Origin of the sequence: Pseudomonas sp. 43A (assembly GCF_013363935.1) — a bacterium.
Taxonomy (GTDB): Bacteria; Pseudomonadota; Gammaproteobacteria; order Pseudomonadales; family Pseudomonadaceae; genus Aquipseudomonas; species Aquipseudomonas crudilactis.
In genome coordinates, this window is sequence record NZ_CP054880.1 from 3,049,001 (window position 1) to 3,072,076 (window position 23,076).

20 protein-coding genes are annotated in these 23,076 nt (G+C 60.2%); 7 read left to right on the forward strand and 13 right to left on the reverse strand.

All coding sequences use genetic code 11. The features are described from left to right. Positions 1-2 precede the first annotated feature (2 nt). Complete coding sequence (locus HUW52_RS13600) at positions 3-803, forward strand: sulfite exporter TauE/SafE family protein (RefSeq protein WP_016986827.1); 801 nt, start codon at positions 3-5, stop codon at positions 801-803. A 43-nt stretch (positions 804-846) separates the two neighbouring features. Here HUW52_RS13600 and HUW52_RS13605 read toward each other — a convergent pair whose 3' ends face one another. From HUW52_RS13605 to HUW52_RS13630, 6 genes are all read right to left on the reverse strand, one after another. Then, positions 847-2,127, reverse strand: coding sequence for a TRAP transporter large permease (locus tag HUW52_RS13605; protein WP_175553921.1), 1,281 nt, complete (start codon positions 2,125-2,127; stop codon positions 847-849). After that, the gene (locus HUW52_RS13610; RefSeq protein WP_007915101.1) at positions 2,127-2,654 is read right to left on the reverse strand and encodes a TRAP transporter small permease; all 528 of its coding nucleotides are present in this window, start codon (positions 2,652-2,654) and stop codon (positions 2,127-2,129) included. Before HUW52_RS13610 ends, HUW52_RS13605 begins: the two co-directional genes overlap by 1 nt. Before the next feature lie 76 nt (positions 2,655-2,730). Beyond that, the gene (locus HUW52_RS13615; RefSeq protein ID WP_175553922.1) at positions 2,731-3,702 is read right to left on the reverse strand and encodes a TRAP transporter substrate-binding protein; all 972 of its coding nucleotides are present in this window, start codon (positions 3,700-3,702) and stop codon (positions 2,731-2,733) included. A 64-nt stretch (positions 3,703-3,766) separates the two neighbouring features. Continuing rightward, positions 3,767-4,660 carry an SMP-30/gluconolactonase/LRE family protein gene (locus HUW52_RS13620; RefSeq protein WP_175553923.1) on the reverse strand — a complete coding sequence of 298 codons (894 nt, stop codon included), beginning with the start codon at positions 4,658-4,660 and terminating at the stop codon, positions 3,767-3,769. A gap of 30 nt (positions 4,661-4,690) precedes the next feature. Then, the gene (locus tag HUW52_RS13625; RefSeq protein WP_175553924.1) at positions 4,691-5,515 is read right to left on the reverse strand and encodes an NAD(P)-dependent oxidoreductase; all 825 of its coding nucleotides are present in this window, start codon (positions 5,513-5,515) and stop codon (positions 4,691-4,693) included. 282 nt (positions 5,516-5,797) lie between these two features. Beyond that, entirely contained in the window at positions 5,798-6,985 is a 1,188-nt protein-coding gene (locus HUW52_RS13630; RefSeq protein WP_371929260.1) for an OprD family porin, read from the reverse strand. A gap of 413 nt (positions 6,986-7,398) precedes the next feature. Here HUW52_RS13630 and HUW52_RS13635 point away from each other — a divergent pair, with 413 nt between their 5' ends. Both HUW52_RS13635 and HUW52_RS13640 read left to right on the forward strand, forming a co-directional pair. Further along, positions 7,399-9,054: an MFS transporter gene (locus HUW52_RS13635; protein ID WP_175553926.1), complete on the forward strand. Its 1,656-nt coding sequence runs from the start codon at positions 7,399-7,401 to the stop codon at positions 9,052-9,054. Further along, complete coding sequence (locus HUW52_RS13640; protein WP_175553927.1) at positions 9,051-10,193, forward strand: HlyD family secretion protein; 1,143 nt, start codon at positions 9,051-9,053, stop codon at positions 10,191-10,193. Before HUW52_RS13635 ends, HUW52_RS13640 begins: the two co-directional genes overlap by 4 nt. A 114-nt stretch (positions 10,194-10,307) precedes the next feature. Here HUW52_RS13640 and copD read toward each other — a convergent pair whose 3' ends face one another. Together copD and copC are read right to left on the reverse strand one after the other, a co-directional pair. Continuing rightward, complete coding sequence (gene copD / locus HUW52_RS13645; protein ID WP_175553928.1) at positions 10,308-11,165, reverse strand: copper homeostasis membrane protein CopD; 858 nt, start codon at positions 11,163-11,165, stop codon at positions 10,308-10,310. Between the two features lie 3 nt (positions 11,166-11,168). After that, complete coding sequence (gene copC / locus HUW52_RS13650) at positions 11,169-11,531, reverse strand: copper homeostasis periplasmic binding protein CopC (protein ID WP_175553929.1); 363 nt, start codon at positions 11,529-11,531, stop codon at positions 11,169-11,171. Between the two features lie 139 nt (positions 11,532-11,670). Between copC and HUW52_RS13655 the strand changes: the two genes are divergently transcribed. Next, positions 11,671-12,291 carry a TetR/AcrR family transcriptional regulator gene (locus tag HUW52_RS13655; RefSeq protein WP_038365564.1) on the forward strand — a complete coding sequence of 207 codons (621 nt, stop codon included), beginning with the start codon at positions 11,671-11,673 and terminating at the stop codon, positions 12,289-12,291. A 244-nt stretch (positions 12,292-12,535) separates the two neighbouring features. On the opposite strand, the gene preA is transcribed toward HUW52_RS13655, so the two are convergent. From preA to hydA, 3 genes are all read right to left on the reverse strand, one after another. Then, complete coding sequence (gene preA, locus HUW52_RS13660; protein WP_099756571.1) at positions 12,536-13,810, reverse strand: NAD-dependent dihydropyrimidine dehydrogenase subunit PreA; 1,275 nt, start codon at positions 13,808-13,810, stop codon at positions 12,536-12,538. Further along, the gene (locus HUW52_RS13665; protein ID WP_175553930.1) at positions 13,811-15,178 is read right to left on the reverse strand and encodes an NAD(P)-dependent oxidoreductase; all 1,368 of its coding nucleotides are present in this window, start codon (positions 15,176-15,178) and stop codon (positions 13,811-13,813) included. It lies immediately after the preceding gene. Between the two features lie 156 nt (positions 15,179-15,334). Continuing rightward, complete coding sequence (gene hydA, locus HUW52_RS13670; RefSeq protein ID WP_175553931.1) at positions 15,335-16,774, reverse strand: dihydropyrimidinase; 1,440 nt, start codon at positions 16,772-16,774, stop codon at positions 15,335-15,337. 625 nt (positions 16,775-17,399) lie between these two features. On the opposite strand from hydA, the gene HUW52_RS13675 reads away from it, so the two are divergent. The 3 genes from HUW52_RS13675 (at position 17,400) to HUW52_RS13685 (ending at position 21,355) form a co-directional block, all read left to right on the forward strand. Further along, on the forward strand, positions 17,400-18,884 hold the full coding sequence (locus HUW52_RS13675) for an NCS1 family nucleobase:cation symporter-1 (protein ID WP_175553932.1): 1,485 nt from the start codon (positions 17,400-17,402) through the stop codon (positions 18,882-18,884). A 144-nt stretch (positions 18,885-19,028) separates the two neighbouring features. Then, a complete protein-coding gene (locus tag HUW52_RS13680; protein WP_093440879.1) occupies positions 19,029-20,312 on the forward strand; it encodes a Zn-dependent hydrolase in 1,284 nt (427 codons plus the stop codon). A gap of 101 nt (positions 20,313-20,413) precedes the next feature. Further along, positions 20,414-21,355 (forward strand): bifunctional oligoribonuclease/PAP phosphatase NrnA, encoded by a 942-nt coding sequence (locus HUW52_RS13685; protein WP_175553933.1) that lies wholly within the window; start codon positions 20,414-20,416, stop codon positions 21,353-21,355. Here the strand turns inward: HUW52_RS13685 and HUW52_RS13690 are convergent. Together HUW52_RS13690 and HUW52_RS13695 are read right to left on the reverse strand one after the other, a co-directional pair. Further along, positions 21,325-22,191 (reverse strand): CAP domain-containing protein, encoded by an 867-nt coding sequence (locus tag HUW52_RS13690; RefSeq protein ID WP_175553934.1) that lies wholly within the window; start codon positions 22,189-22,191, stop codon positions 21,325-21,327. The two genes, HUW52_RS13685 and HUW52_RS13690, sit on opposite strands and share 31 nt — an antisense overlap. Positions 22,192-22,279: 88 nt before the next feature. Beyond that, positions 22,280-23,050, reverse strand: a complete 771-nt coding sequence (locus HUW52_RS13695; RefSeq protein ID WP_175553935.1) for an alpha/beta hydrolase — start codon at positions 23,048-23,050, stop codon at positions 22,280-22,282. Positions 23,051-23,076 lie beyond the last annotated feature (26 nt).

Consider the following 23,076-nt stretch of genomic DNA (forward strand, 5'->3'; position numbering starts at 1 on the left):
CTATGTTGCTGGCAAGTCTGTTTGGCGTGGTGATGGGGTTGGTGCTCGGCTTGACCGGGGCCGGCGGCGGCATTCTCGCGGTGCCGGCGCTGGTGCTCGGGTTGGGCTGGACGATGACCCAGGCAGCGCCGGTCGCATTGTTTGCGGTCGGCAGTGCGGCGGCGGTCGGCGCTATCGATGGTTTGCGTCATGGTCTGGTGCGCTATCGCGCGGCGTTGTTGATTGCCGCTTTGGGGGCGGTGTTTTCGCCGTTGGGCATTTACTTCGCGCATCAGTTGTCGGAGAAAATCCTGATGATCCTGTTCAGTCTGCTGATGGTCATGGTGGCCTGGCGCATGCTGCGCCGCGAGCGTCAGCAGGAAGGGCCGAGCGATCATGGTCACGCCAGTTGGGGCCAAAAGAATTGCATGCTCAATGAACAAACCGGGCGCTTCGACTGGACCGCCAAATGCACCGCGACGTTGGCGGCGTTAGGCGCAATTACCGGCGTGGTGTCCGGGTTGCTCGGTGTCGGTGGCGGCTTCTTGATCGTGCCGGCATTCAAGCAACTGACCGATGTGCAGATGCGCGGGATTGTCGCCACCTCGTTGATGGTGATCAGTCTGATCTCGGCGATCGGGGTGATCGGCGCGTTTCACGCCGGTGTGCGGATTGACGGGCAGGGCGCGGTGTTCATCGTCGCCAGCATTGTCGGGATGGTCATCGGCCGTAAGCTCTGCGCGCGGGTGCCGGCGCGGGCGTTGCAGGTGGGGTTTGCCAGTGTCTGTCTGGTGGTGGCGGGGTATATGTTGTTGCGGGCTTAAAGCAAAAAATCGCAGCCCGTGAGGGCTGCGATCCATTAACCGCTTACAACACCAGATGCGGCAACCACAGCGAAATCGCCGGCACGTAGGTCACCAGAAGCAACACCAGAAACAGCACCGCATAAAACGGCAGCAGCGCTTTCACAGTGCTCTCGATACTGACCTTGCCCACCGCCGAACCGACAAACAACACTGCGCCCACCGGCGGCGTTATCAGCCCGATCCCGAGGTTGACCAGCATGATCATGCCGAACTGCACCGGATCCACACCGATACCGAGAATCACCGGCATCAGGATCGGCGTCAGGATCAGGATCAGCGGCGCCATGTCCATCACCGTGCCGAGCAACAGCAGCATGACGTTGATGCACATCAGGATCACGTAGCGGTTGTCCGACAGGGTCAGGAACAGCGTGGTGATCTTTGCCGGGATCTGCATCAGGGTCATGATGTAGCCGAAGCTCGCAGCGAAACCGATCAGGATCATCACGATCGAAATCGTCCGCACGGTGCGGTGCATCAGTTTCGGCAGTTCACTCCATTTGTAGTCGCGGTAAATGAACATGGTGACGAAGAATGACCACAGCACGGCAATCGCCGCCGATTCGGTCGCGGTGAAGATCCCCGAGAGGATGCCGCCGAGGATGATCACCATCGCCATCATGCCCCAGAGGGCCTCGCCGACGATTTTCAACGCCTGGCGCATCGGGATGACTTCACCTTTGGGGTAGTTGCGCTTTTTCGCGAAGATCAGGCACAGCACCATCAGGCAGGCGCTCATCATCAAGCCCGGCACGATGCCGGCCATGAACAGCGAGGCAATCGAAACAGTACCGCCGGCGGCCAGGGAGTAGAGCACTGAGTTATGGCTTGGCGGAGTCAGCAGGGCTTGCACCGAGCCGCTGACGGTCACGGCGGTGGAGAAATCCCGTGGATAGCCCTTGCGCTCCATTTCCGGGATCAGCACCGAACCCACCGACGCGGTGTCGGCCACCGACGATCCGGAGATCGCGCCGAAGAAGGTCGAGGCGACAATGTTGACCAGTGACAGACCGCCACGGACAAACCCCACCAGCACCCCGGCACACGCCACCAACCGGCGGGACATGCCGCCCTCGGCCATGATCGCACCGGCCAGCACGAAGAACGGAATGGCCAGCAGCGAGAATTTGTTCACCCCCGAGGCGACCTGAATCATCACCGCCTGGAACGGAATGTCGATCCACCATGCACCGATCAGCGCGGCGGCGCCGAGCGCGTAGGCGACCGGCATGCCGATCAGGATCAAAGCGATAAAACTGCCCAGCAGTATCAGAGCGTCCATTAAGCGGCACCTTCACTTTCTTCAACCAGGTCGAACTGCACGACGCGTCGTTTGCTCTGGTCACCGAGCAAGAGTTTTTCCAGCACGAAAACCAGCGTCAGCAAGCCGCCCACGGGAATGGGCAAGTAGGTCACGCCAACGCGCAGATCGGGCAGGGCCGCCATGAACTGGTTCCAAGTGGACATGCACAGCTTGGCGCCCCAGATCGTCATGAAGATGCAGATCGCCGCCATGAGCAGTTGTGAAAATATCGCCGCTGCAGATCTCAGTTGTGGAGGCATGCGATCGGTGAGCATGGCCACGGCCATGTGCGCGCCGGCGCGGTAACTGGCGGCGGCGCCGATGAAGGTAAACACCATCATCAGCAGAATCGCCGTGGGCTCGGGCCAGCTCGAACCGGTGCCCAGCACGTAGCGGGCGAACACGCCCCAGGGAATCATCAGGGAAATCGCCAGGACGGAAAGGCCGGCGACCCAGATGCACGTCATGTAGATCTTGTCGTTGATACGCAGCAGTAGATTCTTCATCGGGTTCCACCGTAACCGGGCGCGCCGCAGACATCGGGCGCACCGGGCCTTGTTCATGGGGACGGAGCGGGAGGCGTTACTGAACGGCTTCGATTTTCTTGATCAGATCGGCATACGGCGCGCCATATTTCTCACGAACCGAGGCGGTGGCGTCGTAGAAGGGTTTCTTGTCAACGGTGATGAACTCGACGCCGGCGGCCTTGAGTTTTTCTTCACTGGCAGCGGACTTCTTGTCCCACAGCACGCGCTCTTCGGCCTGGGCAGCCTTGGCGGCTGTCTTGACCAGCGCCTGTTGATCCGGGGTCAGTTTTTCCCAGGTGATTTTCGACATCACGATCGGCTCGGGCAGGATCAGGTGACCCGTGAGGCTGTAGTACTTCGCATTCTGAAAGTGGTTGTGTTCGAGCAGGGTTGGCGGGTTGTTTTCCGCGCCGTCGATCACGCCGGTCTGCAGGGCACTGAAGATCTCGCCGGTGTCCATGGCGATGCCGTTACCGCCCATGGCGTTCATCATGTCGATGAACATCGGGTTGCCTTGCACGCGAATTTTCATACCCTTGAGGTCTTCGAGCTTGCGCACCGGTTTCTTGGTGTAGACGTTGCGCGTGCCGCCGTCCATCCAGGCCAGGGCCACCAGGCCGAATTCGGAATTGGTGATTTTGTCGAGGATCTCGTCGCCCACTGCGCCGTCGATGACGTTACGCATGTGTTGATGGTCGCGGAAGATGAACGGCATGTTGAACACGTTCACGTCCGGGACCACGGGGCCGACGATCCCCAGGCTGACGCGCGACAGCTGAACGGCACCGACTTGCATCTGTTCGATGACTTCCTTTTCGGAGCCCAGCACACCGCCGGGGAAGTATTGGAAGGTCAGCTCGCCGTTGGTTTCCTTGGTCAGGGTCTTGCCCATGTTTTCTTCGGCCACCACGGTGGGATAACCGGCGGGATGGATGTCAGCGAATTTGAGTTGCAGTGCCTGAGCGGCGCCAGTGACGGTAAACATCAGCGGGAGTGCAGCGGCGAGCAAGGTGCGTTTGAAGTTCATGGGGGTGAGTCTCCAGTCTTGTTATTGTTGTGTTCAAGGCGCAGCGGTGCAGCAGAGGCGGGTGTTACAGCGAATCGTTGAACTGCGGTTCCGGCAAACCTTTGACGTTGAGGTTCAGGGCGAACACGCCACCGGCGAGGGACTGCGGATCGTGGTCGTCACCGGGGCGAATCGAGGTCACGAACAAGGTGTCCATCCGGGTTCCACCGAAGGCGCACATGGTCGGTTTTTTCACTGGTACGGCCAGCGAGAAGTCGAGTCGGCCGTCCGGCGCGAAACGGTGAATGAGGCCGGCGTCGTTGGCGCAGATCCAGTAAAAACCTTCGGCATCCACGGCGGCGCCATCGGGGCGACCGGGGAAATGGTTCATGTCGACGAAAACCCGACGGTTCGACGGCGTGCCGGTCTCGGTGTCGTAATCGAACGCCCAGATCAATTGCACGTCGGGGTGCGAATCGGACAGATACATCGTCTTGCCGTCGGGGCTGAAACCAAGGCCGTTGGGCACGATGAAACCGTCGAGTTGCGCTTCAATCACGCCGGACTGCCCGGCGCCATAGCTATAGAGCCGGCCTTCGGGCGCACTCAGGCCCATGTTCAGCACCATGCTGCCGGCCCAGAAACGGCCCTGTCGGTCGCAACGACCATCGTTGAGGCGCATGTCTTTGCGGCTGTGCTCGACACTGGCGAGCCGTTCGCTGTCGAGGCTGCCGTCGCTGTGTGGGTGCAGATGAAAGAAGCCGCTTTCCATGCCGGCGACCCAGCCGCCACGGCTGTTGCGGGCGATGCAGGCGAGCATTTCCGGGGCTTTCCAGGCATGTACGTGGCCGGTGTCAGCGCTCCAGCGTTGCAGGCCGCCGTTGGGAATATCCACCCAGTACAGCGCGTTTTCCTCTGCCACCCAGACCGGGCTTTCGCCCACGGCGTTGCGGGCATCGACGATCAATTCGGCTTGCATACTCAATCCCTTGTGTCGTTGTCAGAGTGATCAGTCGCCAAACGGACCGGCCGCGACAAACGCGCCGCCCTGATAGATTCGCGCCGGGTCATCGGCCGCCGGCATTGGCTGCGCCTCGACTTTTTCGCGGAACACTTCGGAGCTGTCCTTCGCCTCGAAGCCGAGGTGGCTGGCGAATTTGTTGTCCCACCAGACGTCCTTGTTGGCGGACATGCCGTAGACCACGGTGTGGCCGACGTTGGGTGTGTACAGCGCGCGTTCGAGCAATTGGGTGAGGTCGTCGAAGCTCAGCCAGGTGTGCATCATTCGACGGTTTTGCGGTTCGGGGAACGAGGAGCCGATGCGGATGCTGACGGTCTCGATGCCGTAGCGATCGAAGTAGAAACTGGCCATGTCTTCGCCGTAGGACTTCGACAATCCGTAATAGCCATCGGGGCGGCGCGCGGAGCTGGCGTCGAGCGCCTCGTCCTGTTTGTAGAAGCCGATGACGTGGTTGGAGCTGGCGAAGATCACCCGCTTCACGCCGTGGCGGCGCGCGGCTTCGTAGATATGGAAGACGCCGCAGATGTTGGCGCCGAGGATTTCTTCAAAGGGACGTTCAACCGAAACACCGCCGAAATGCAGGATCGCATCGACGCCTTCGACCAGTTGGTGCACGGCGTGTTTGTCGGCCAGATCGCAGACGACGATTTCTTCCCGATCATCGACGGCGGGGGCGAGGGCGGCGATGTCCGACAGACGCAAGACATTGGCGTAAGGGCGCATACGTTCGCGCAGGACTTTGCCCAGGCCACCGGCAGCGCCGGTCAGCAGCAGGCGATTGAATGGAGCGTGGGGAGTAGAGGTAGACGTCATGGCAATCCCTGGACACATTGTTATTAGGTTTGTTGTAGGTTGTCGTATGACTGCGCTGAAGTATCGGTAGGGTTTCCAGAACTTGTCAACGCGACTTTCGGTGTAAATGACGGAAGGGCCAGTCCAGTCTTCAATCACCACAATTGCTTGTTTGGCAATGCAACTCCCCTGTGGGAGCGAGCTTGCTCGCGAAAGCGGTGCGTCATTGAAAGATGAATTGACTGACACGCCGCCTTCGCGAGCAAGCTCGCTCCCACAGGTAAATCGGTGTTGTGACTGGCCTTACAACAACGAAATCGGATAACTGATAAAGATCCGGTTCTCGTCAAATTCGTTGGTGCTGAAGTCCCGGCGTATCGTCGCGTTGCGCCATTTCACGTTGAGGTTTTTCAGCGGGCCGCTCTGCACGGTGTAGGCCAGTTCCGACTCGCGGCCCCATTCCTTGCCGTCATTGGTGGCGGCGGTGTGCACGTTGTCGCCGCTGATGTAGCGGTTCATCAGGGTCAGGCCCGGAACACCGAGGGCGACGAAGTTGTAGTCGTGGCGCAATTGCCAGGAGCGTTCCTTGGCATTGTCATAACTGGCGTTGTAACTGTCGTTGGCGAGGGTGCCGCCGCTGGTGCCGTTGACCCGCATCCACGCATCGTCACCGCTGAGTTTTTGCAGGCCGACATAGAACGTGTTGCCACCGTATTTGGCCGACAGCAGGGCGAACGCGGTCTTGTTGTCGAGGTCGCCGGCCTGGGCGCTGCCGTCTTCCTTGCCGGTGAAGAATCCGAGGTTGGCGCCCAGCGTCCAGTCGCCCAGCGGCTGGCTGTGGCTGAGGTTGAAATACTGCTGCTGGTAGATGTCCGTGAGTTCGGCGTACCAAACACCAACCTGCGTACGCTTGTCGTTGAAGCTGTACTCGCCGCCGCCGAAGTTGAAGCGGTCTGACGTGAACGCGCCGCGGCCGTTCATCGACATGTCTTCCATGCTCGCGTCGTTGCGCGGGCTGTTGCCACGGAACTGGCCGCCGTAGACGCTCAGGCCATTGATCTCGGTAGAGGTGATCTGGCCGCCGCGAAAGGTCTGCGGCAGCGAGCGGCCATCGTCGGAACGCAGGATCGGCAGCACCGGCATCCATTCGCCGACCTTCAATTCGGTCTTCGAGACCTTGGCCTTCAGCGCCACACCCAGCCGTCCGAAATTGTCGGCCGGACGCCCGTCATCGTGGATCGGCAACAGTTGTGTGCCGCCGGTGCCTTTGCCGCCATCGAGTTTCTGCGAATACATTCCCAGCAGATCAAGGCCGAAACCGACGGTGCCCTGAGTGAAGCCGGATTTGGCGTCGAGGATGAAGTTCTGCGTCCACTCCTCAGCCTTGCCCTGCGGGTTGGCCGGGTTGACGAAATTGCGGTTGAAGTAGGCGTTGCGCAGGTTCAGCGTGGCTTTGCTGTCTTCGAGAAAACCTTCGGCATCGGCGCTCATCGGCAGGGCGAGGGCGAGGCTGCTGCAGCCGATCAGGCCAAGTGTGGAACGGCTGGAAAAGCGGGAAGGGCGGACGGAATTGCAGACGGGTGTGCTCACTGTGACGCTCCCTGTTTCGTTTGTTGTTTTTATTATTTGTCATACGTCGTCGTACAACGATGGTGCGGATATTTCCTAGGTTTTCCGGGAATGTCAACAGTGAGTTATACGATGACTATCTGTTATCACGCAGATCCCTTTGTAGGAGCTGCGGCACGCTGCGATCTTTTGATCTGGCTTTTTAAAAATCAGAATCAAAAGATCGCAGCCTCGTTTCACTCGACAGCTCCTACAAGGATCTGTGTTGTCCATGGGATGTGTGTTGCCGGTGAGTTTGCGGCAAACTTCACCCACCTTCCGCACAAGGTCTTTCCATGGATCAATACGCCCCGCGCAACTGGCAGCCCCACGAAAAGCCCAGTCTGCCCGGTTCCCCCTCGACACCGTTGCACTCCACCCCCAAGCGCCTGGCCTATGCGCTGGTCGGCGTGCTGGTGGCGGTGACCGGTGGCTTGGGTAACTCGCTGGTGGTGGCCAACCTGCCTTATCTGCAAGGCGCGCTCGGTGCGACCACGGCGGAAATGGCCTGGCTGCCAGCGGCCTATGTGATGACCAACGTGTCGATGAACCTGTTGCTGGTGAAGTTTCGTCAGCAGTTCGGTTTGCGCGCGTTCACCGAAGTGTTCCTGGTCTTGTATGCGCTGGTGACCTTCGGCCACTTGTTCGTCAACGACTTCAATTCAGCGGTGGCGGTGCGTGCCGCCCACGGCATGGTCGGCGCGGCACTGAGTTCGCTGGGCCTGTATTACATGGTTCAGGCCTTCCCGGCGAAGTGGCGGCTGAAGGCGCTGGTGCTCGGCCTCGGCACGTCACAACTGGCGCTGCCATTGGCGCGATTATTTTCCGAAGACTTGCTGCAGATCGCCGAATGGCGCGGCTTGTACCTTTTCGAATTGGGCATGGCGTTGCTGTCGCTCGGCTGCGTTTTGCTGCTCAAATTGCCGCCGGGCGACCGCTTCAAAACCTTCGAAAAACTCGACTTCCTTACCTTCGCGATTCTCGCCACGGGCGTGGCGTTGTTGTGCGCGGTGTTGTCGCTGGGGCGGATTGACTGGTGGCTGGAGGCCGACTGGATCGGCTATGCGCTGGCCGCTTCGATTGCCTTGATCATCGCCGGTCTGGCCATCGAACATAACCGCAGCAACCCGCTGCTGATGACCCGTTGGCTTGGCAGCGGGACGATGATCCGGCTGGCGCTGGCGGTGACCCTGATTCGCATGGTCACCTCGGAGCAGTCCACCGGTGCGGTCGGTTTCATGCAGAACCTGAACATGGGCTACGAGCAGTTGCACAGCCTGTATGTGGTGATGCTGATCGGCAGTGTCGCGGGGTTGCTGACCAGCGCACTGACCATCGACCCCAAGCACCTGCTGATGCCGTTGATCATCTCGCTGGCACTGATGGCCACCGGGTCGGTGATGGACAGCTTTTCCAACAACCTGACCCGCCCGGAAAACCTCTACTTCAGTCAGTTCCTGCTGGCCTTCGGCAGCACGTTTTTCCTTGGCCCGACCATGGTCTTCGGCACCCGTAACGTGTTGACCAATCCGCGCAATCTGGTGAGCTTTTCCGTGTTGTTCGGGATCTGCAACAACCTCGGCGGCCTGCTGGGCGCGGCGCTGCTGGGCACCTTCCAGATCGTCCGGGAAAAATTTCATTCCAGTCACATCGTTGAGCACCTGACGCTGTCTGACCCTTTGGTGGCTGCACGCGTGCAGAACGGTGGCTCGGCGTATGGCTCGTTGCTGGCCGACCCGAGTCTGCGCAACCTGGCGGGTATTCGCAGCCTGGCCAACGCCGCTACCCATGAGGCCAACGTGCTGGCCTATAACGATGTGTTCATGCTGATCGCCGTGATTGCGGTGCTGACCATGATCTGGCTGTCCATTCGTGCACTGTGGCTGATGAGCACCACCAAAGCCGTCGCCCCAGCGCCATCCACACCTTCGAGCGGTGCCACTTCTTCATGACCGAACCGACCACCACGACCACCAATGCCATTGCTGCCACGCCTGAGGGTGTGGCGCCGCCGTCATCGCCAAACACCGAGCCACGCTCGCTGCGGGTGCGGATCATCTCTTCAATGGGCTTCGCGGCGATTGCCATCGTCGGTGTGTTGATCGTGCTCTATGCCTGGCAATTGCCGCCGTTCAGCAGTGCGGTCGAGACCACCGAAAACGCCCTGATTCGTGGGCAAGTGACAATCATCGGCCCGCAGCTCGCCGGTTATGTCTATGAAGTGCCGGTGCAGGATTTCCAGTACGTGAAGGCTGGCGATTTGTTGGTGCGCCTGGATGACCGCATCTATCAGCAGCGGCTCGATCAGTCACTGGCGCAATTGGCGGTGCAGAAAGCTGCGTTGGCCAACGTCGTGCAGCAACGCAACAGCGCCGAGGCGACGATCAAATTGCGTCAGGCCGTGCAGGCCGACAGCGAAGCGCAATTGCGTAAAAGCGAGGCGGATCTGCGCCGCAACAAGGAATTGGTTAGCGACGGTTCGGTGTCCAAGCGCGAGCTGGACGTCGCGCTGGCGGCGAATGGGCAGAGTGTCGCAGCGGTGGCGCAGGCCAAGGCCAATCTGGAAATTGCCCGCCAGGATCTGCAAACGGTGATCGTCAATCGCGGCTCGCTGGAAGCGGCAGTGGCCAGCGCCGAAGCAGCGGTGCAACTGGCGCGGATCGATCTGTCGAACACGCGCATCGTCGCGCCGCGTGACGGTCAGCTCGGGCAGATTGGCGTGCGCCTCGGCGCCTACGTCAACTCCGGCGCGCAGTTGATGGCGCTGGTGCCGAACCAGAAATGGGTGATCGCCAACATGAAGGAAACCCAGATGGATAACGTGCGCGTCGGGCAACCGGTGCGCTTCACCGTCGATGCGCTGAATCACCGCCGATTCACCGGGCATGTGCAGCATATTTCGCCGGGCACGGGGTCTGAATTTGCTCTGTTGCAGGCGGATAACGCCACTGGCAACTTTGTGAAAATCGCCCAGCGCGTGCCGGTGCGGATCACCATTGATGCGGATCAGCAGGAAGAGGAACGCTTGCGGCCGGGGATGTCGGTGGTGGTCAGCATCGACACCGCGGCGGGCGACACCCAACCCCACTGATCAATGCATAACCCTGTGGGAGCGAGCTTGCTCGCGAAAGCGATGTATCAGTGGCATTTCTTTATCTGACACACCGCCTTCGCGAGCAAGCTCGCTCCCACAGTTGAACGGTGTTTATCCTGTGATCATCGGGGGCAGGGTACCGAGTAGCGAGACGGCCGCCACCGCGCCAATGCCGAGTAACCACTCCAGCATCACACTGCGCCTGAGCGCGCCCATGCGCTGTTCGCAATCATCAATCCGCAAGCGGTTGAACAGCGCTAGCCCAAGCATCCCCAGCACGATCAGCGCCTTGATCAGCAGAATCAGCGCAAACCCGCTGAACAACGGCGTCGGCCACCACTGGCCGGTGAGCACGCGTACGTTGATCAAACCGGTGATCAGCAACCCCGCGACCAAGGCATAACCGACGCCGCTGAAGCGCCGCAAAACTTCACGCATCGGCTCCGTCGGCTGACGCAGAATCATCACCAGCATCAACAGTCCGCCGAGCCACGCCGCCACGCAGTTCAGATGCACGATCTGGTTGAGAATCAGCAATTGCCCACTCAACCCGTCGAGCAGGGCGCCGTGTCCGACCGGGGCCAGGGTCGCGAGCAACAATGCGCTTAAGCCCAGTCGCATCGGCATGCTTGAGCGCCAAGGCGTAAACAACAGCGCCAACAGCGCGGCATTGATCAGCAAATGCCAGCGCCATACCTGACCAAAAAACGTATTGCCCAGCACCAGCGCAACCGTGTCCGGGTCAAACGCCGCTGTAGCCGAGCCGGCCATGCTCGCAGTAATCAACAGCGCCCAGGCAATCCCGCTGAGCAGCGCCACAGCCGCCAGCCAACGCGCCAGTCGCGCCAGGTGCCGATCCACTTGTGGCGCTTCATCCTTGAGCAGCAACGGCCTGAACAGCCAGGCCCCGAACAGCATCAACACCACGATGAAATGCACAAAGCGGCACAGCACCAGCGCTTCACTCATGGGTTACTGGCCAACCTTGAACTGATAGGCGCCTTCGCTTTTGTGCGTGTCGACCGACACCGCGTGCCATTCGACTTTGTACTCGCCGGCAGTCAGCGGAGCAGCAGGGGTGACGATCAGGGTTTTCTTGTCGCCTTCGGTGGTCAGCGGCCTGATCGCGACTGCTGCGCCATCCTTGGTCACGGTGACTTTGGTGAAACTGGCCTCGACACCTTCGGAAAAGGTCAGGCGCAAATCGGCCGGGGCGGCGACGGTGCTATCGGCGGCAGGGGTCTGGCTTTTCAGGTGGGCGTGGGCAAATACGGAGGATGCGGCGAACAGCGAAGCGAGCAGGGCAGTGGTGGTCAGGACGTTCTTGAACAGCATCGCGGATACCTCTGAGGCAGGAGTAAAGAAGCGTCAGTTTAGCCATCCGCTGACGTCAGTACGAAGTTTTGTTTGCAGCGGTCGCCCGCGGACCAGAGCGGATGCTAGTCTTGGGCAACGCTGTTGTCAGGGAGCCCTCATGGGCAATCACAAGATCGAGATTCGTCGCAGTAACGTCGAGAAAATTCTCCTGGCGGCGGAAAAAGTCTTCGCCGAAAAAGGCTTCGGCGGCACGGCCATGGCCGACATCGCGGCTGAAGTGCAATTGCCGCGCTCCAACCTGCATTACTACTTCAGCACCAAGAGCGAGCTGTACAGCGCGGTGCTGTTCGACCTGTTGGAGGTGTGGAAACAGGACGCGCTGTGCTTCGAGATGTTCGACGACCCGCGCGTGGTGTTGAGCAGCTACATCCGCGCCAAGATGAACCACTCGCGCAGCCGGCCGTACGGCTCAAAAGTCTGGGCCAACGAAATCATCCACGGCGCGCCGACGTTGGGCGAGGCGCTGGATGTCAGCCTGTATGACTGGGCGAAAATGAAGGAAGCGAAGATTCGCCAGTGGGTCGAGGACAAGCGGATTCTGCCGGTGGAACCGTCGAGTCTGCTGTACATGATCTGGGCGTCGACGCAGCACTATGCTGACTTTGATCATCAGGTGAATATTCTGAATGAGCATCAGCCGTTGTCGGATATGCAGTTTGAGCGGGCGGTGCAGACGGTGACGAGTGTGATCTTGCGTGGGATCGGGTTGGAGCCCTAGAAGCAGACCCTCACCCCAGCCCTCTCCCGGAGGGAGAGGGGGCCGACCGAGGTGTCTCTCGGGTTACATCGACCTGAAGAACCGAGTCGATTGCGGATTCAAAGCAGCTCGTGCCTATGCATGTATCGATTATGGATTCAAAGCAAATCGTTCAGGTCGGCGGAGTTTGCCAACATCCCCCAATCAGTCCCCTCTCCCTTTGGGAGAGGGTTAGGGTGAGGGGGCTGTTGGATCAGTCGGCGATCTAGACCGCAACGTGATACGGATTGCGCGGATCATGATTCCAGTCCAGAAACGGCTTCCCAGTCTCCATCGGCACCATCTCGATACAGTCCGCCACCGGACACGTGATCTGACACAGATTGCAGCCCACACACTCCTCATCAATCACTTCATATTTATGCGTACCGTCCGCCTGCTTCAGACTGCTGATCGCCTGGTGTGAAGTGTCCTCGCAAGCAATGTGGCAACGCCCGCACCCAATGCACGCATCCTGATCAATCTTCGCGATCACCTGATAGTTGATGTCGAGGTACTTCCAGTCCGTGGTATTGCCCACCGCGCGCCCGGAAAACTCGCTGATGCTGGCGTAACCCTGACTGTCCATCCACCGCGACAACCCATCCTTCATCTCCTCGACAATGCGGAAACCATGCAACATCGCCGCCGTGCACACCTGCACCGCGCCGCTGCCCAGCGCCATGAATTCTGCCGCATCGCGCCAACTGCCGATGCCGCCAATCCCGCAGATCGGCAAGCCCTGGGTCTGCGGGTCGCGGGCGATTTCGGCGACCATGTTCAGCGCAATCGGCTTCACCGCCGAGCCGCAATAACCGCCGTGGGTGCTTTTGCTGCCGACGGTGGGCAGGGCGACCATGTGTTCCAGGTCGACGCTGGTGATCGAGTTGATCGTATTGATCAGCGACACCGCATCGGCGCCACCACGGTGGGCCGCGCGGGCGGCGACGCGGATGTCGGTGATGTTCGGCGTCAGTTTGACGATCACCGGCAGCGAGCAATAGGTCTTGCACCAGCGCGTGACCTGCTCGACGTACTCCGGCACCTGACCGACCGCCGCACCCATGCCACGTTCAGGCATGCCGTGCGGGCAGCCGAAGTTCAGCTCGATACCGTCAGCGCCGGTGGCTTCCACCAGCGGCAGGATGTGTTTCCACGATTCCTCCACGCACGGCACCATCAGCGAAACGATCAGCGCGCGGTCCGGCCAGTCCTTCTTCACCTGAGTGATTTCGCGCAGGTTGATCTCCAGCGAACGGTCGGTGATCAACTCGATATTGTTAATGCCGAGCACTTCACGGTTGTTGCCGTAATGCGCGGAGTAACGCGACGACACGTTGACCGCCGCCGGATCCTCTCCGAGGGTTTTCCAGACCACGCCACCCCAGCCCGCTTCGAAGGCGCGGACCACGTTGTAGGCTTTGTCGGTCGGTGGCGCAGAGGCCAGCCAGAACGGATTCGGCGCTTTGATGCCAGCGAAGACAATCGACAGATCGGCCATTTACGCAGCCTCCACGTTAAGCATCAGTTGAGCATTGATCGCCTCGGCGGCGCGTTTGCCGTGCTGCACGGCTTGCACGGTGAGGTCCTGATCGAGGCTGGTGCAGTCGCCACCGGCATACACGCCGGGGATGCTGGTGCGCAGGTTTTCATCAACGTAGATGCGTTCGCCCTGACGCTTGAGTTCACGGGCCAACGGGTCGGCGAGGGCGCTGCCATCGAACGCCTGACCGATGGCTTTGAAGATCGCGTCGGCGGCCAGCTCGAAGGTCTCGCCGGTGGTTTGCAGACGACCGTCGACCAGATCGGTGCGGGCGAAACGCATACCGCGCACCTGGCCCTGAGCGTCGAGCAGGACTTCTTCCGGTTGTGCCCAGGTCAGCAGGCGCACCTGATTGGCTTTGGCGATGTCTTGCTCATGGCCGGTGGCGCCCATGTCGGCAGCGCCACGGCGATACACCAGATTGACGTCGCGAGCCCCGAGGCGAGCCATTTGCACGGCCATGTCGATCGCCGTGTTACCAGCGCCAAGGACGATGCAGCGTTCGGCCAATGGCAATTGCGTGAGGTCATCGGCCTGGCGCAATTCGCGAATGTAGTCGGTGGCAGCGAGCAGGCCGGGGGCATCTTCGTGGGGCAGGCCGAGTTGCTTGCTGGCGTTGAGGCCGAGGCCGAGGAACACCGCGTCAAACTGTTGATGCAGTTCGCTCAGCGTCAGATTCTCGCCGAGCTTCTGCCCGTGACGAATCTCGATGCCGCCAATCTGCAGGAGAAAATCCAGTTCCTTCTGCGCGTAGTCGTCGACCAGTTTGTACTTGGCGATCCCGTATTCGTTGAGGCCGCCAGCCTTCTCCCGTGCTTCGAAAATCACCACGTCGTGACCGTGCATGGCGCTGCGATGGGCGCAGGACAAACCGGCGGGGCCGGCACCGACCACGGCAATCCTTTTGCCGGTGGCGGCGGCGCGCTGGAACGGATGTTCGCTGAAGTGTGCATTGTCGACGGCGTAGCGTTGCAGCAGGCCGATCAGCACCGGTGCGCATTCGTGAGCGTTGTTACGCACGCAGGCTTGCTGGCAGAGGATTTCGGTTGGACACACCCGTGCGCAACTGCCGCCGAGGATGTTCGCCGAGAGAATTTTCGTCGCGGCACCGGTGACGTTGTCCTGGTGAATATTGCGGATGAACGAGGGGATATCGATCTCGCTCGGGCACGCATTCACGCAGGGCGCGTCGTAGCAATACAGGCAGCGCGAGGCTTCCAGATGCGCCTGCCGATCGTTGAGCGGCGGCGCCAGATCGGTGAAATGCCCGGCGAGGGCGGCCGCGCTTTCGTGCGGGTGGGGGAGATGGTTCAGGGTCTCGATCACGGTTTATGGCCTCACGGTTATTTGAGGTGCTGCCTCTGATGGGCATTGGTTTTTGTGTTGCCTGGACTAGCCTCTTCGCGAGCAAGCTCGCTCCCACAGGGGAATGCATTTCAAATGTGGGAGCGAGCTTGCTCGCGAAGGCCGAAGGCCTGGATTTCAGCGTTTCACAGCAGTGGGCCGGTGCATCTCAGCCCGCTTGCTCAGCAAATCAAACACCGCCGGATACGCCGGCCGTTCGATATACCGCCCGGCGCCACGCTCCGCACGCAGGTCGCCGTCGGCCCAGACCACCCTGCCCTGGCTGACGGTATGGCTCGGCACGCCGCGTACGGTCTTGCCTTCGAAGATGTTGAAGTCCACCTGCTGATGGTGGGTCTTGGCAGAAATGGTGCGGCTGCCTTGCGGATCCCACAGCACCAGATCGGCATCGGCGCCGACGCGAATCGCACCTTTGCGCGGATAGAGATTGAAGATCTTCGCGGTATTGGTGGAGGTGAGGGCGACGAAATCCTGCATCGATAAACGCCCGCTGTTGACGCCTTCGTCCCACAGCACCGCCATGCGATCTTCGATGCCGGCGGTGCCATTGGGAATCTTGCTGAAGTCATCGCGCCCGGCGGCTTTTTGCTCGGCGCAGAAGCAGCAGTGGTCAGTCGCGGTGGTGTGCAGATTGCCGTTTTGCAGTCCGTGCCACAGCGCCTCTTGATGACCGCGCGGACGGAACGGCGGGCTCATCACGTAACCGGCAGCGGTCTGCCAGTCCGGGTGTTGATAGACGCTGTCATCGAGCAGCAAATGCCCGGCGAGGACTTCGCCATACACCGGTTGGCCCTTGCTGCGCGCATAGGTGATTTCGTCGAGGGCTTCTTTGGTCGAGACGTGCACCAGATACAGCGGCGTGCCGATGGTTTCGGCAATACGAATCGCCCGGCTCGCCGCTTCACCTTCAACCTGCGACGGCCGCGACAGCGGATGCGCCTCCGGGCCGGTGATGCCTTGGGCCATCAACTTGCGTTGCAGGTGATAGACCAGCTCGCCGTTTTCTGCGTGCACGGTCGGCACCGCGCCGAGTTCCAGGCAGCGCTCGAAACTCGCCACCAGCGTGTCGTCGGCGGCCATGATCGCGTTCTTGTAGGCCATGAAATGCTTGAAACTGTTGATGCCGTGATGGCTGACCAACTCGGCCATTTCCTCACGCACCTGCTCGCTCCACCAGGTAATCGCGACGTGGAAGCCATAGTCGGAGGCGGACTTTTCCGCCCAGCCGCGCCACTGATGAAAGGCTTCCATCAGCGACTGCTGCGGATTGGGAATCACGAAATCAATGATCGATGTGGTGCCACCGGCCAGTCCCGCCGCCGTGCCACTGTAAAAATCTTCACTGGCCACAGTGCCCATGAACGGAAGCTGCATGTGGGTGTGCGGGTCGATCCCGCCGGGCATCAGGTATTGGCCGCTGCCGTCGAGCACTTCGGCGCCGGCGGGAATATCAAGATTTTCACCAATGGCTTTGATCACGCCGTCGGCGCAATAGACGTCGGCGCGATAACTTTCATCATGGGTAACAACGGTGGCGCCACGGATCAACAGAGACATTCCGAGTTCCTCGCAGGCATTGACCGACTTGTGTCGGTTCTAGATGTTTTATTGATGTACGGCGGTGAAGGGCGTATTCCTGTCAGCGCTGTCAGGAATAGAAGCTAGTCGCAGATTTGCAATAGATCAAGATTATTTTTTATAAGCTTATGACTGTTTTAAGTGTATGATAAATAACGATAAAAACATCAAATCACCAAAATGGTGAGGCTGCTCACCATTTTGACGCACTTGACAGGATGGAAATATGAGCAAGATTTCCTATGTGAAATCAGCCGCTTGAAGTTGAGCTGCGGTTGCTCGCTCACAATGAAAATAAATGCAGTGCACCAGATTGAGTCCTGACAGTTCGGACAACTTGCCCTACGTTTAGCCTGAGCGTTCAGACAAGTTTCCGCGGACTCACCGGGTAAATAATTAAAACTGATGAATATCAGAAAGTTGCAAAGTGTTTGATACACCGCCCGATGCGCAAGCGGGGCCTCCGGCACGTTTATTGATGCCGCCGCTGACACCATGGCCGGTGCACGAAAGTTGTCAGTTCCTCCGGCCATCGTCCGGCTCGCACCCTCGTGTGTCAGCCGCCTGATGAGCAAAAAATAATCAGAAGAACAGTGGAGCGGCCATGCAACAGATCAGATCGCAAGTGACCGAGCGCGACGGCTTGTTTGAGCTCGAAGCCGGCAGCGACGTCCTCGACAGTCCCCGTTACAACCACGATATGGCACCGACCAAGGTGCATGAACGAACCTGGAACAAATGGCACATCACCGCGCTGTGGGTCGGCATGTCGATCTGCGTGCCGACTTATACCCTCGGTGGCGTGCTCACGGCGTACTTCGGCTTGAGCGTCGGTGAAGCGCTGCTGGCGATTCTGTTCGCCAACATCATCGTCCTGATTCCGCTGACACTTAACGCTTTCCCCGGCACCAAGTACGGCATCCCGTTTCCGGTGTTGCTGCGCTCGTCGTTCGGCATTCTCGGTTCCAACGTGCCGTGTCTGATTCGTGCGTTGGTGGCGTGTGGCTGGTTCGGCATTCAGACGATGTTTGGCGGGTTGGCGATTCACCTGTTTCTCGGCTCGGTGTTCGAGGGCTGGAAATCCCTTGGCGGCACGGGGGAGGTGATCGGTTTCATGGTGTTCTGGGCGCTGAACCTGTGGGTGGTGATTCGCGGCGCTGAGTCGATCAAGTGGCTGGAAACCTTGTCGGCGCCGTTGCTGGTGGCGGTCGGCATCGGTCTGCTGGTGTGGGCGATGCCCAATGTGTCGATGACAGAGTTGATGGCGATCCCGGCCAAACGCCCCGAAGGTGCCAGCGTCTACGGCTACTTCGCCGCCGGACTGACGGCGATGGTCGGCTTCTGGGCGACGTTGTCGTTGAACATTCCTGACTTCAGCCGTTACGCCAAGAGCCAAAAGGATCAGATTCTCGGGCAGATCATCGGCCTGCCGCTGACCATGTTTCTGTTCGCTGCGCTGGGTGTGGTGATGACCGCCGCGTCGGTGAAACTGGTCGGTGTGACGGTGTCCGATCCGGTGACGCTGATCGGCCATATCCAAAGCCCGGTGTGGGTCGCGGTAGCGATGGCACTGATCATCATCGCCACGCTATCGACCAACACTGCCGCGAACATCGTTTCGCCAACCAACGACTTTCAGAACATCGCCCCCAAGGTGATCAACCGCACCAAAGCAGTTTTGCTGACCGGGTTGGTCGGGCTGTTGCTGATGGGTCATGAACTGCTGAAAAAACTCGGCTGGATTGTTTCCGAGGTCAGTCTGGAAAGCGTCTATTCCAATTGGCTGCTGGGTTATTCGAGCCTGCTCGGACCGATCGCCGGGATCATGGTGGTGGACTATTTTCTGATCAAGAAACAGCAACTGGATCTCGCCGGGCTGTACCGCGACGACGTCTATCCAGCGTGGAACTGGGCCGGTTTTGTTGCCTTTGGCGTACCGGTGGTGTTGACCGTGATGTCGCTGGGCAGCGATGCGTTCAGCTGGTTTTACAGCTATGGCTGGTTCACTGGCTCGGCGTTGGGCGGGATTATTTATTACGGGTTGTGCGTGATGCGTGCTAGTCCGTCAGTAGTGAAATCTGCGGTGTGAATGCAGCCCTCTTCGCGAGCAAGCTCGCTCCCACATGTGAACGCATTCCAAATGTGGGAGCGAGCTTGCTCGCGAAGGCGGCCTGACTTACGGCAGAGATTTATCTGAAGAAACTCATAAGAAAAGCAGCCTGAGGAGATCCCCATGAACGCAGCCGTAGACGTTCTGCAATCGAGCCATCAGCACATCAACCGCGACCGCCTGTGGGCCTCGCTCATGGAACTGGCCAAACTCGGCGCGACGGTCAAGGGCGGGGTCTGTCGCCTGGCCCTGACCGATCTCGACCGCCAGGCCCGCGACCTCTTTGTGCAATGGTGCAAGGACGCCGGATGCAGCGTCACGGTCGATGCCGTCGGCAACATTTTCGCCCGTCGCCCGGGACGCAATCCCGACCTGCCGCCAGTGATGACCGGCAGCCACATCGACACCCAACCGACTGGCGGCAAGTTCGACGGCTGCTTCGGCGTACTCGCCGGCGTCGAAGTCCTGCGCACGCTCAACGACCTCGGCGTCGAAACTGAAGCGCCGCTGGAAGTGGTGGTCTGGACCAACGAAGAAGGCTCGCGCTTCGCCCCGTGCATGATGGGCTCCGGGGTGTTCGCCGAGAAATTCACCCTCGAAGAAACCCTCGCCAAAGTCGATGCCGATGGTGTCACCGTCGGTGAAGCGCTGAACGCCATTGGCTATGCCGGTGCGCGTAAAGTCAGCGGGCATAAGGTCGGCGCCTATTTCGAAGCACACATCGAGCAAGGTCCGATCCTCGAAGACGAACAGAAAACCATCGGCGTCGTGCTCGGCGCGCTGGGGCAGAAGTGGTTCGACCTCAAGCTGCGCGGCGTCGAAGCCCATGCTGGTCCAACGCCGATGCACTTGCGTAAAGACGCGCTGGTCGGCGCCTCGGTGATCGTCGGTGCGGTCAACCGCGCCGCCCTCGGTCATCAACCCCACGCCTGCGGCACCGTCGGTTGTCTGCAGGCCTATCCCGGTTCGCGCAACGTCATTCCCGGCGAAGTGCGCATGACCCTCGACTTCCGTCACCTGGAACCGGCGCGCCTCGACTCGATGATTGCCGAGGTTAAACAAGTCATCGAAGCCACCTGTGAAGAACACGGTCTGACTTATGAACTGACGCCGACAGCGGACTTCCCGCCGCTGTACTTCGAAAAGGGCTGCGTGGAAGCGGTGCGCGGCGCAGCGAAAGGGCTGGGTTTGTCGAATATGGACATCGTCAGTGGCGCCGGACATGACGCGATTTTCCTCGCCGAACTCGGCCCGGCCGGAATGATCTTCGTGCCGTGCGAAGGCGGCATCAGCCACAACGAAATCGAGAACGCCGCGCCGGATGATCTGGCGGCGGGGTGTGCGGTGTTATTGCGGGCGATGCTGGCGGCTTCGGCGATGGTCGCGGGAGGGCAGCGGGCGGCTTGAAGATGAAAAGATCGCAGCCTTGCAGCAGCTGTCGAGTGTAACGAGGCTGCGATCTTTTCCTGTCACCCAAACGTCACAAACCTGTGCGATGTTGCCGGCCCATGAAAATCATCACCTCCGGCGCGTCCTATCTGGACATTGACGCCTACGCCTGCTGCATTGCCTATGCCGAATTGCTCAACCTGCAAGGCATTCCCGCCCGCGCCGTCAGCAGCGCACCTGCCAACGCCAGCGTTTCGCCAAGCGTGCTCGGCTGGGGCGCGGCGTTTCACGACTACCAGCCGACATCGGACGATGAGTTTGTCTTGGTCGATGTCTCGGACTATCACCATTTCGACCCGTTGGTGGTGCTTGAACGGGTGGTTGAGGTCATCGACCATCATCCAGGCTACGAAAACTATTGGCAGCAGAAGCTTGGGTCTGCTGCCGATATCCGCCCGATCGGCGCCGCAGCAACTCAGGTTTTTCAGCGCTGGCAGGCGGCCTGTGTGCTGCCGCAGATCAGCGTGCAAAGTGCCGCTTTGCTGGCCACCGCGATTCTCGACAACACGCAGAATTTCACCGGGCAGATGACCACGCCAGCGGACATCGAGGCTTACGTCGACCTCGCTTCACGGGCAAAACTGCCGGCAGACTGGCCTCGGCAATATTTTCTCGAGTGCCAGGCCAGCATCGAATCGAACCTTGCCGCTGCATTGGCAGCCGACTCGAAACGGATGAAACCCGAGAGCAACCTGCCATGCTTTTTCGCGCAAATGACTGTTTGGGATGCCGACACCTTGCTGCAAAAGCACCTGCCGCTGATCAGGCGCTGGATGGCAGAGCAGGGCGATGACTGGCTGCTGAATGTGATCAGTATCCGCGACCGCGAAAGCTGCTTTCTGGCGCCAGCCGAGGTCAGCCAGCAAAAGCTCAATCGCTTGTTGCCACTCGACTGGCAGGGCGGATTGGCCGTGCGCGCACCGTCAATGCTGCGCAAGGAACTGTTGAAATTGGCACTGGACGCTGCCAATCACTGCGCGCCAAACACCATCGTCCAGTAAACCCCTTCATCACTGCGCGCTTCACTGGCAAACCCGGCACCGACCTGGGTAAACATCGGGTTCATCAGGTTGGCGCAGTGCCCGGGGCTGGCCAGCCATCCGGCCATGGCTTTGCCCGGTGAACTCTGTCCGGCGGCGATGTTTTCACCGATTTGCCGACCGCGATAGCCGGCTGCACGGGCGCGATCGGCAGGCAGGTCGCCGTCCGGATCACGGTGGGCGAAGTAGTTGCCGTAAGCCATGGCTTTGCTGTGCCCCTGCGCGGCTGCGCCCAGTGCTGCGTTCCAGCTCAACGGCCGGGCGGCGGCGAAGCGCTGGCGTCCGCACATCCGTGGCTGGGCGCGCGCGGCATTGACCTCAGCGAGCAAGGCCTTGCCGACGCTGCGGTTATCGCCGACACGGCTGTCGAGCACCGGTTGCGCCAACACCACTTGCCATTCATTACGCGAACGACTGACACCGATGTCGGCGTAGCTCGCATCCAGCAGCGCGGCGCAGTGTTCGTCTTGCAGCAAGTCGAAGGCCTCTTCGGCGTCCTCGGCTCCGATCACGCGAATACTGCGCACCGCGATGGCGGAATACCCGGACGACTTCAACGCTTCACGCATGCCACCGGCGTAGCGATAACCAATCGGCAAGGCCAGGTTCGACTTCAGCGCCAACGGTGCCAGCCGTTGCGCCGGGCGTCGATCACAGCGTTGTGGATGGGCGCGATAGTCGTTGATGGCGGCCACCAGTTGTCGCTCCGCACCGGCATGGGCGGTTGCAGCGAACAGCGGCGAAAGGATCAGCAGGCACAGCGAAACCAAGCGAGACGAGCGAACGGCGTGGCGCATGAGACGGGCAGCTCTGAAGAGGGACAGCGCAAAAGTTGAGTGGACCGCAGAAAGCGGCGCGGATAGGACTGGGCTTTTTGGACTTGGTTCAGCGATTCAACACATCCTCCATCCACTGCAAATACTGCGCACGGTCGGAAATCGAGTTATGCCCCGAATCCGGCACCACTCTGAGCAGTGCCACGCCTTGCGGGAAGTTCTCCAGCAAACGCTGCGTACTGGCGCGTGGAATCACCTCGTCGTCGCTGGCCGCGAGCAGCAGCGTCGGCACACGGATATGCGCGGCGTACTTGCCCGATTCAAAGCGATCCTTGAGCAACCACTTCACCGGCACCCACGGGTATTGCCGTGCCGCGATTTCTTCGAGGCTGTTGTAGGGCGTCACCAGAATCAGATTTTGCACTGGCCGTTGGCTGGCCAGACGCACGGCGACGCCCGATCCCAGGCTGCGGCCAATCAGCGAAACCTGCGGGTGGCTGGTGTACACCTGATCGAACAGCGCCAGCGCATCCTCGGCAATCGCTTCCTCAGACGGTGAACCACCGCTGCCACCAAAGCCGCGATAGTTGAGCAGATAGACCGCGTATTCAGGAAACGCCTCGGCAAACTCCGGCAGATTGCGCGAAACGTCCTCGGCATTGCCGCCAAAGTAGATCAGCGCCCGGGGCCCGACGCGCTCGCGGGTGATCACTGAAACCTGTGCGTCCGGCATCGACAGGGTCAGTTGTGAATCGGCGCTGGTGACGGCATTGGGCTGCGGAAAATAGATCAGCGAACGCTGAAAAAAGAACAGCGCCGCGCACAGCACCAGGTACACGGCAACGATCAATGCGACGAGTGACATCAGGGTTCGGGACATTCGGCTACTTTTAACGGGGTGTGAAG

Coding starts and splice junctions, on each gene's coding strand:
- HUW52_RS13600 (WP_016986827.1), top strand. CDS start 3: ATGTTGCTGGCAAGTCTGTTTGGCGTGGTGATGGGGTTGGTGCTCGGC.
- HUW52_RS13605 (WP_175553921.1), bottom strand. CDS start 2,127: ATGGACGCTCTGATACTGCTGGGCAGTTTTATCGCTTTGATCCTGATC.
- HUW52_RS13610 (WP_007915101.1), bottom strand. CDS start 2,654: ATGAAGAATCTACTGCTGCGTATCAACGACAAGATCTACATGACGTGC.
- HUW52_RS13615 (WP_175553922.1), bottom strand. CDS start 3,702: ATGAACTTCAAACGCACCTTGCTCGCCGCTGCACTCCCGCTGATGTTT.
- HUW52_RS13620 (WP_175553923.1), bottom strand. CDS start 4,660: ATGCAAGCCGAATTGATCGTCGATGCCCGCAACGCCGTGGGCGAAAGC.
- HUW52_RS13625 (WP_175553924.1), bottom strand. CDS start 5,515: ATGACGTCTACCTCTACTCCCCACGCTCCATTCAATCGCCTGCTGCTG.
- HUW52_RS13630 (WP_371929260.1), bottom strand. CDS start 6,985: ATGAGCGCCGATGCCGAAGGTTTTCTCGAAGACAGCAAAGCCACGCTG.
- HUW52_RS13635 (WP_175553926.1), top strand. CDS start 7,399: ATGGATCAATACGCCCCGCGCAACTGGCAGCCCCACGAAAAGCCCAGT.
- HUW52_RS13640 (WP_175553927.1), top strand. CDS start 9,051: ATGACCGAACCGACCACCACGACCACCAATGCCATTGCTGCCACGCCT.
- copD (WP_175553928.1), bottom strand. CDS start 11,165: ATGAGTGAAGCGCTGGTGCTGTGCCGCTTTGTGCATTTCATCGTGGTG.
- copC (WP_175553929.1), bottom strand. CDS start 11,531: ATGCTGTTCAAGAACGTCCTGACCACCACTGCCCTGCTCGCTTCGCTG.
- HUW52_RS13655 (WP_038365564.1), top strand. CDS start 11,671: ATGGGCAATCACAAGATCGAGATTCGTCGCAGTAACGTCGAGAAAATT.
- preA (WP_099756571.1), bottom strand. CDS start 13,810: ATGGCCGATCTGTCGATTGTCTTCGCTGGCATCAAAGCGCCGAATCCG.
- hydA (WP_175553931.1), bottom strand. CDS start 16,774: ATGTCTCTGTTGATCCGTGGCGCCACCGTTGTTACCCATGATGAAAGT.
- HUW52_RS13675 (WP_175553932.1), top strand. CDS start 17,400: ATGCAACAGATCAGATCGCAAGTGACCGAGCGCGACGGCTTGTTTGAG.
- HUW52_RS13680 (WP_093440879.1), top strand. CDS start 19,029: ATGAACGCAGCCGTAGACGTTCTGCAATCGAGCCATCAGCACATCAAC.
- HUW52_RS13685 (WP_175553933.1), top strand. CDS start 20,414: ATGAAAATCATCACCTCCGGCGCGTCCTATCTGGACATTGACGCCTAC.
- HUW52_RS13690 (WP_175553934.1), bottom strand. CDS start 22,191: ATGCGCCACGCCGTTCGCTCGTCTCGCTTGGTTTCGCTGTGCCTGCTG.
- HUW52_RS13695 (WP_175553935.1), bottom strand. CDS start 23,050: ATGTCCCGAACCCTGATGTCACTCGTCGCATTGATCGTTGCCGTGTAC.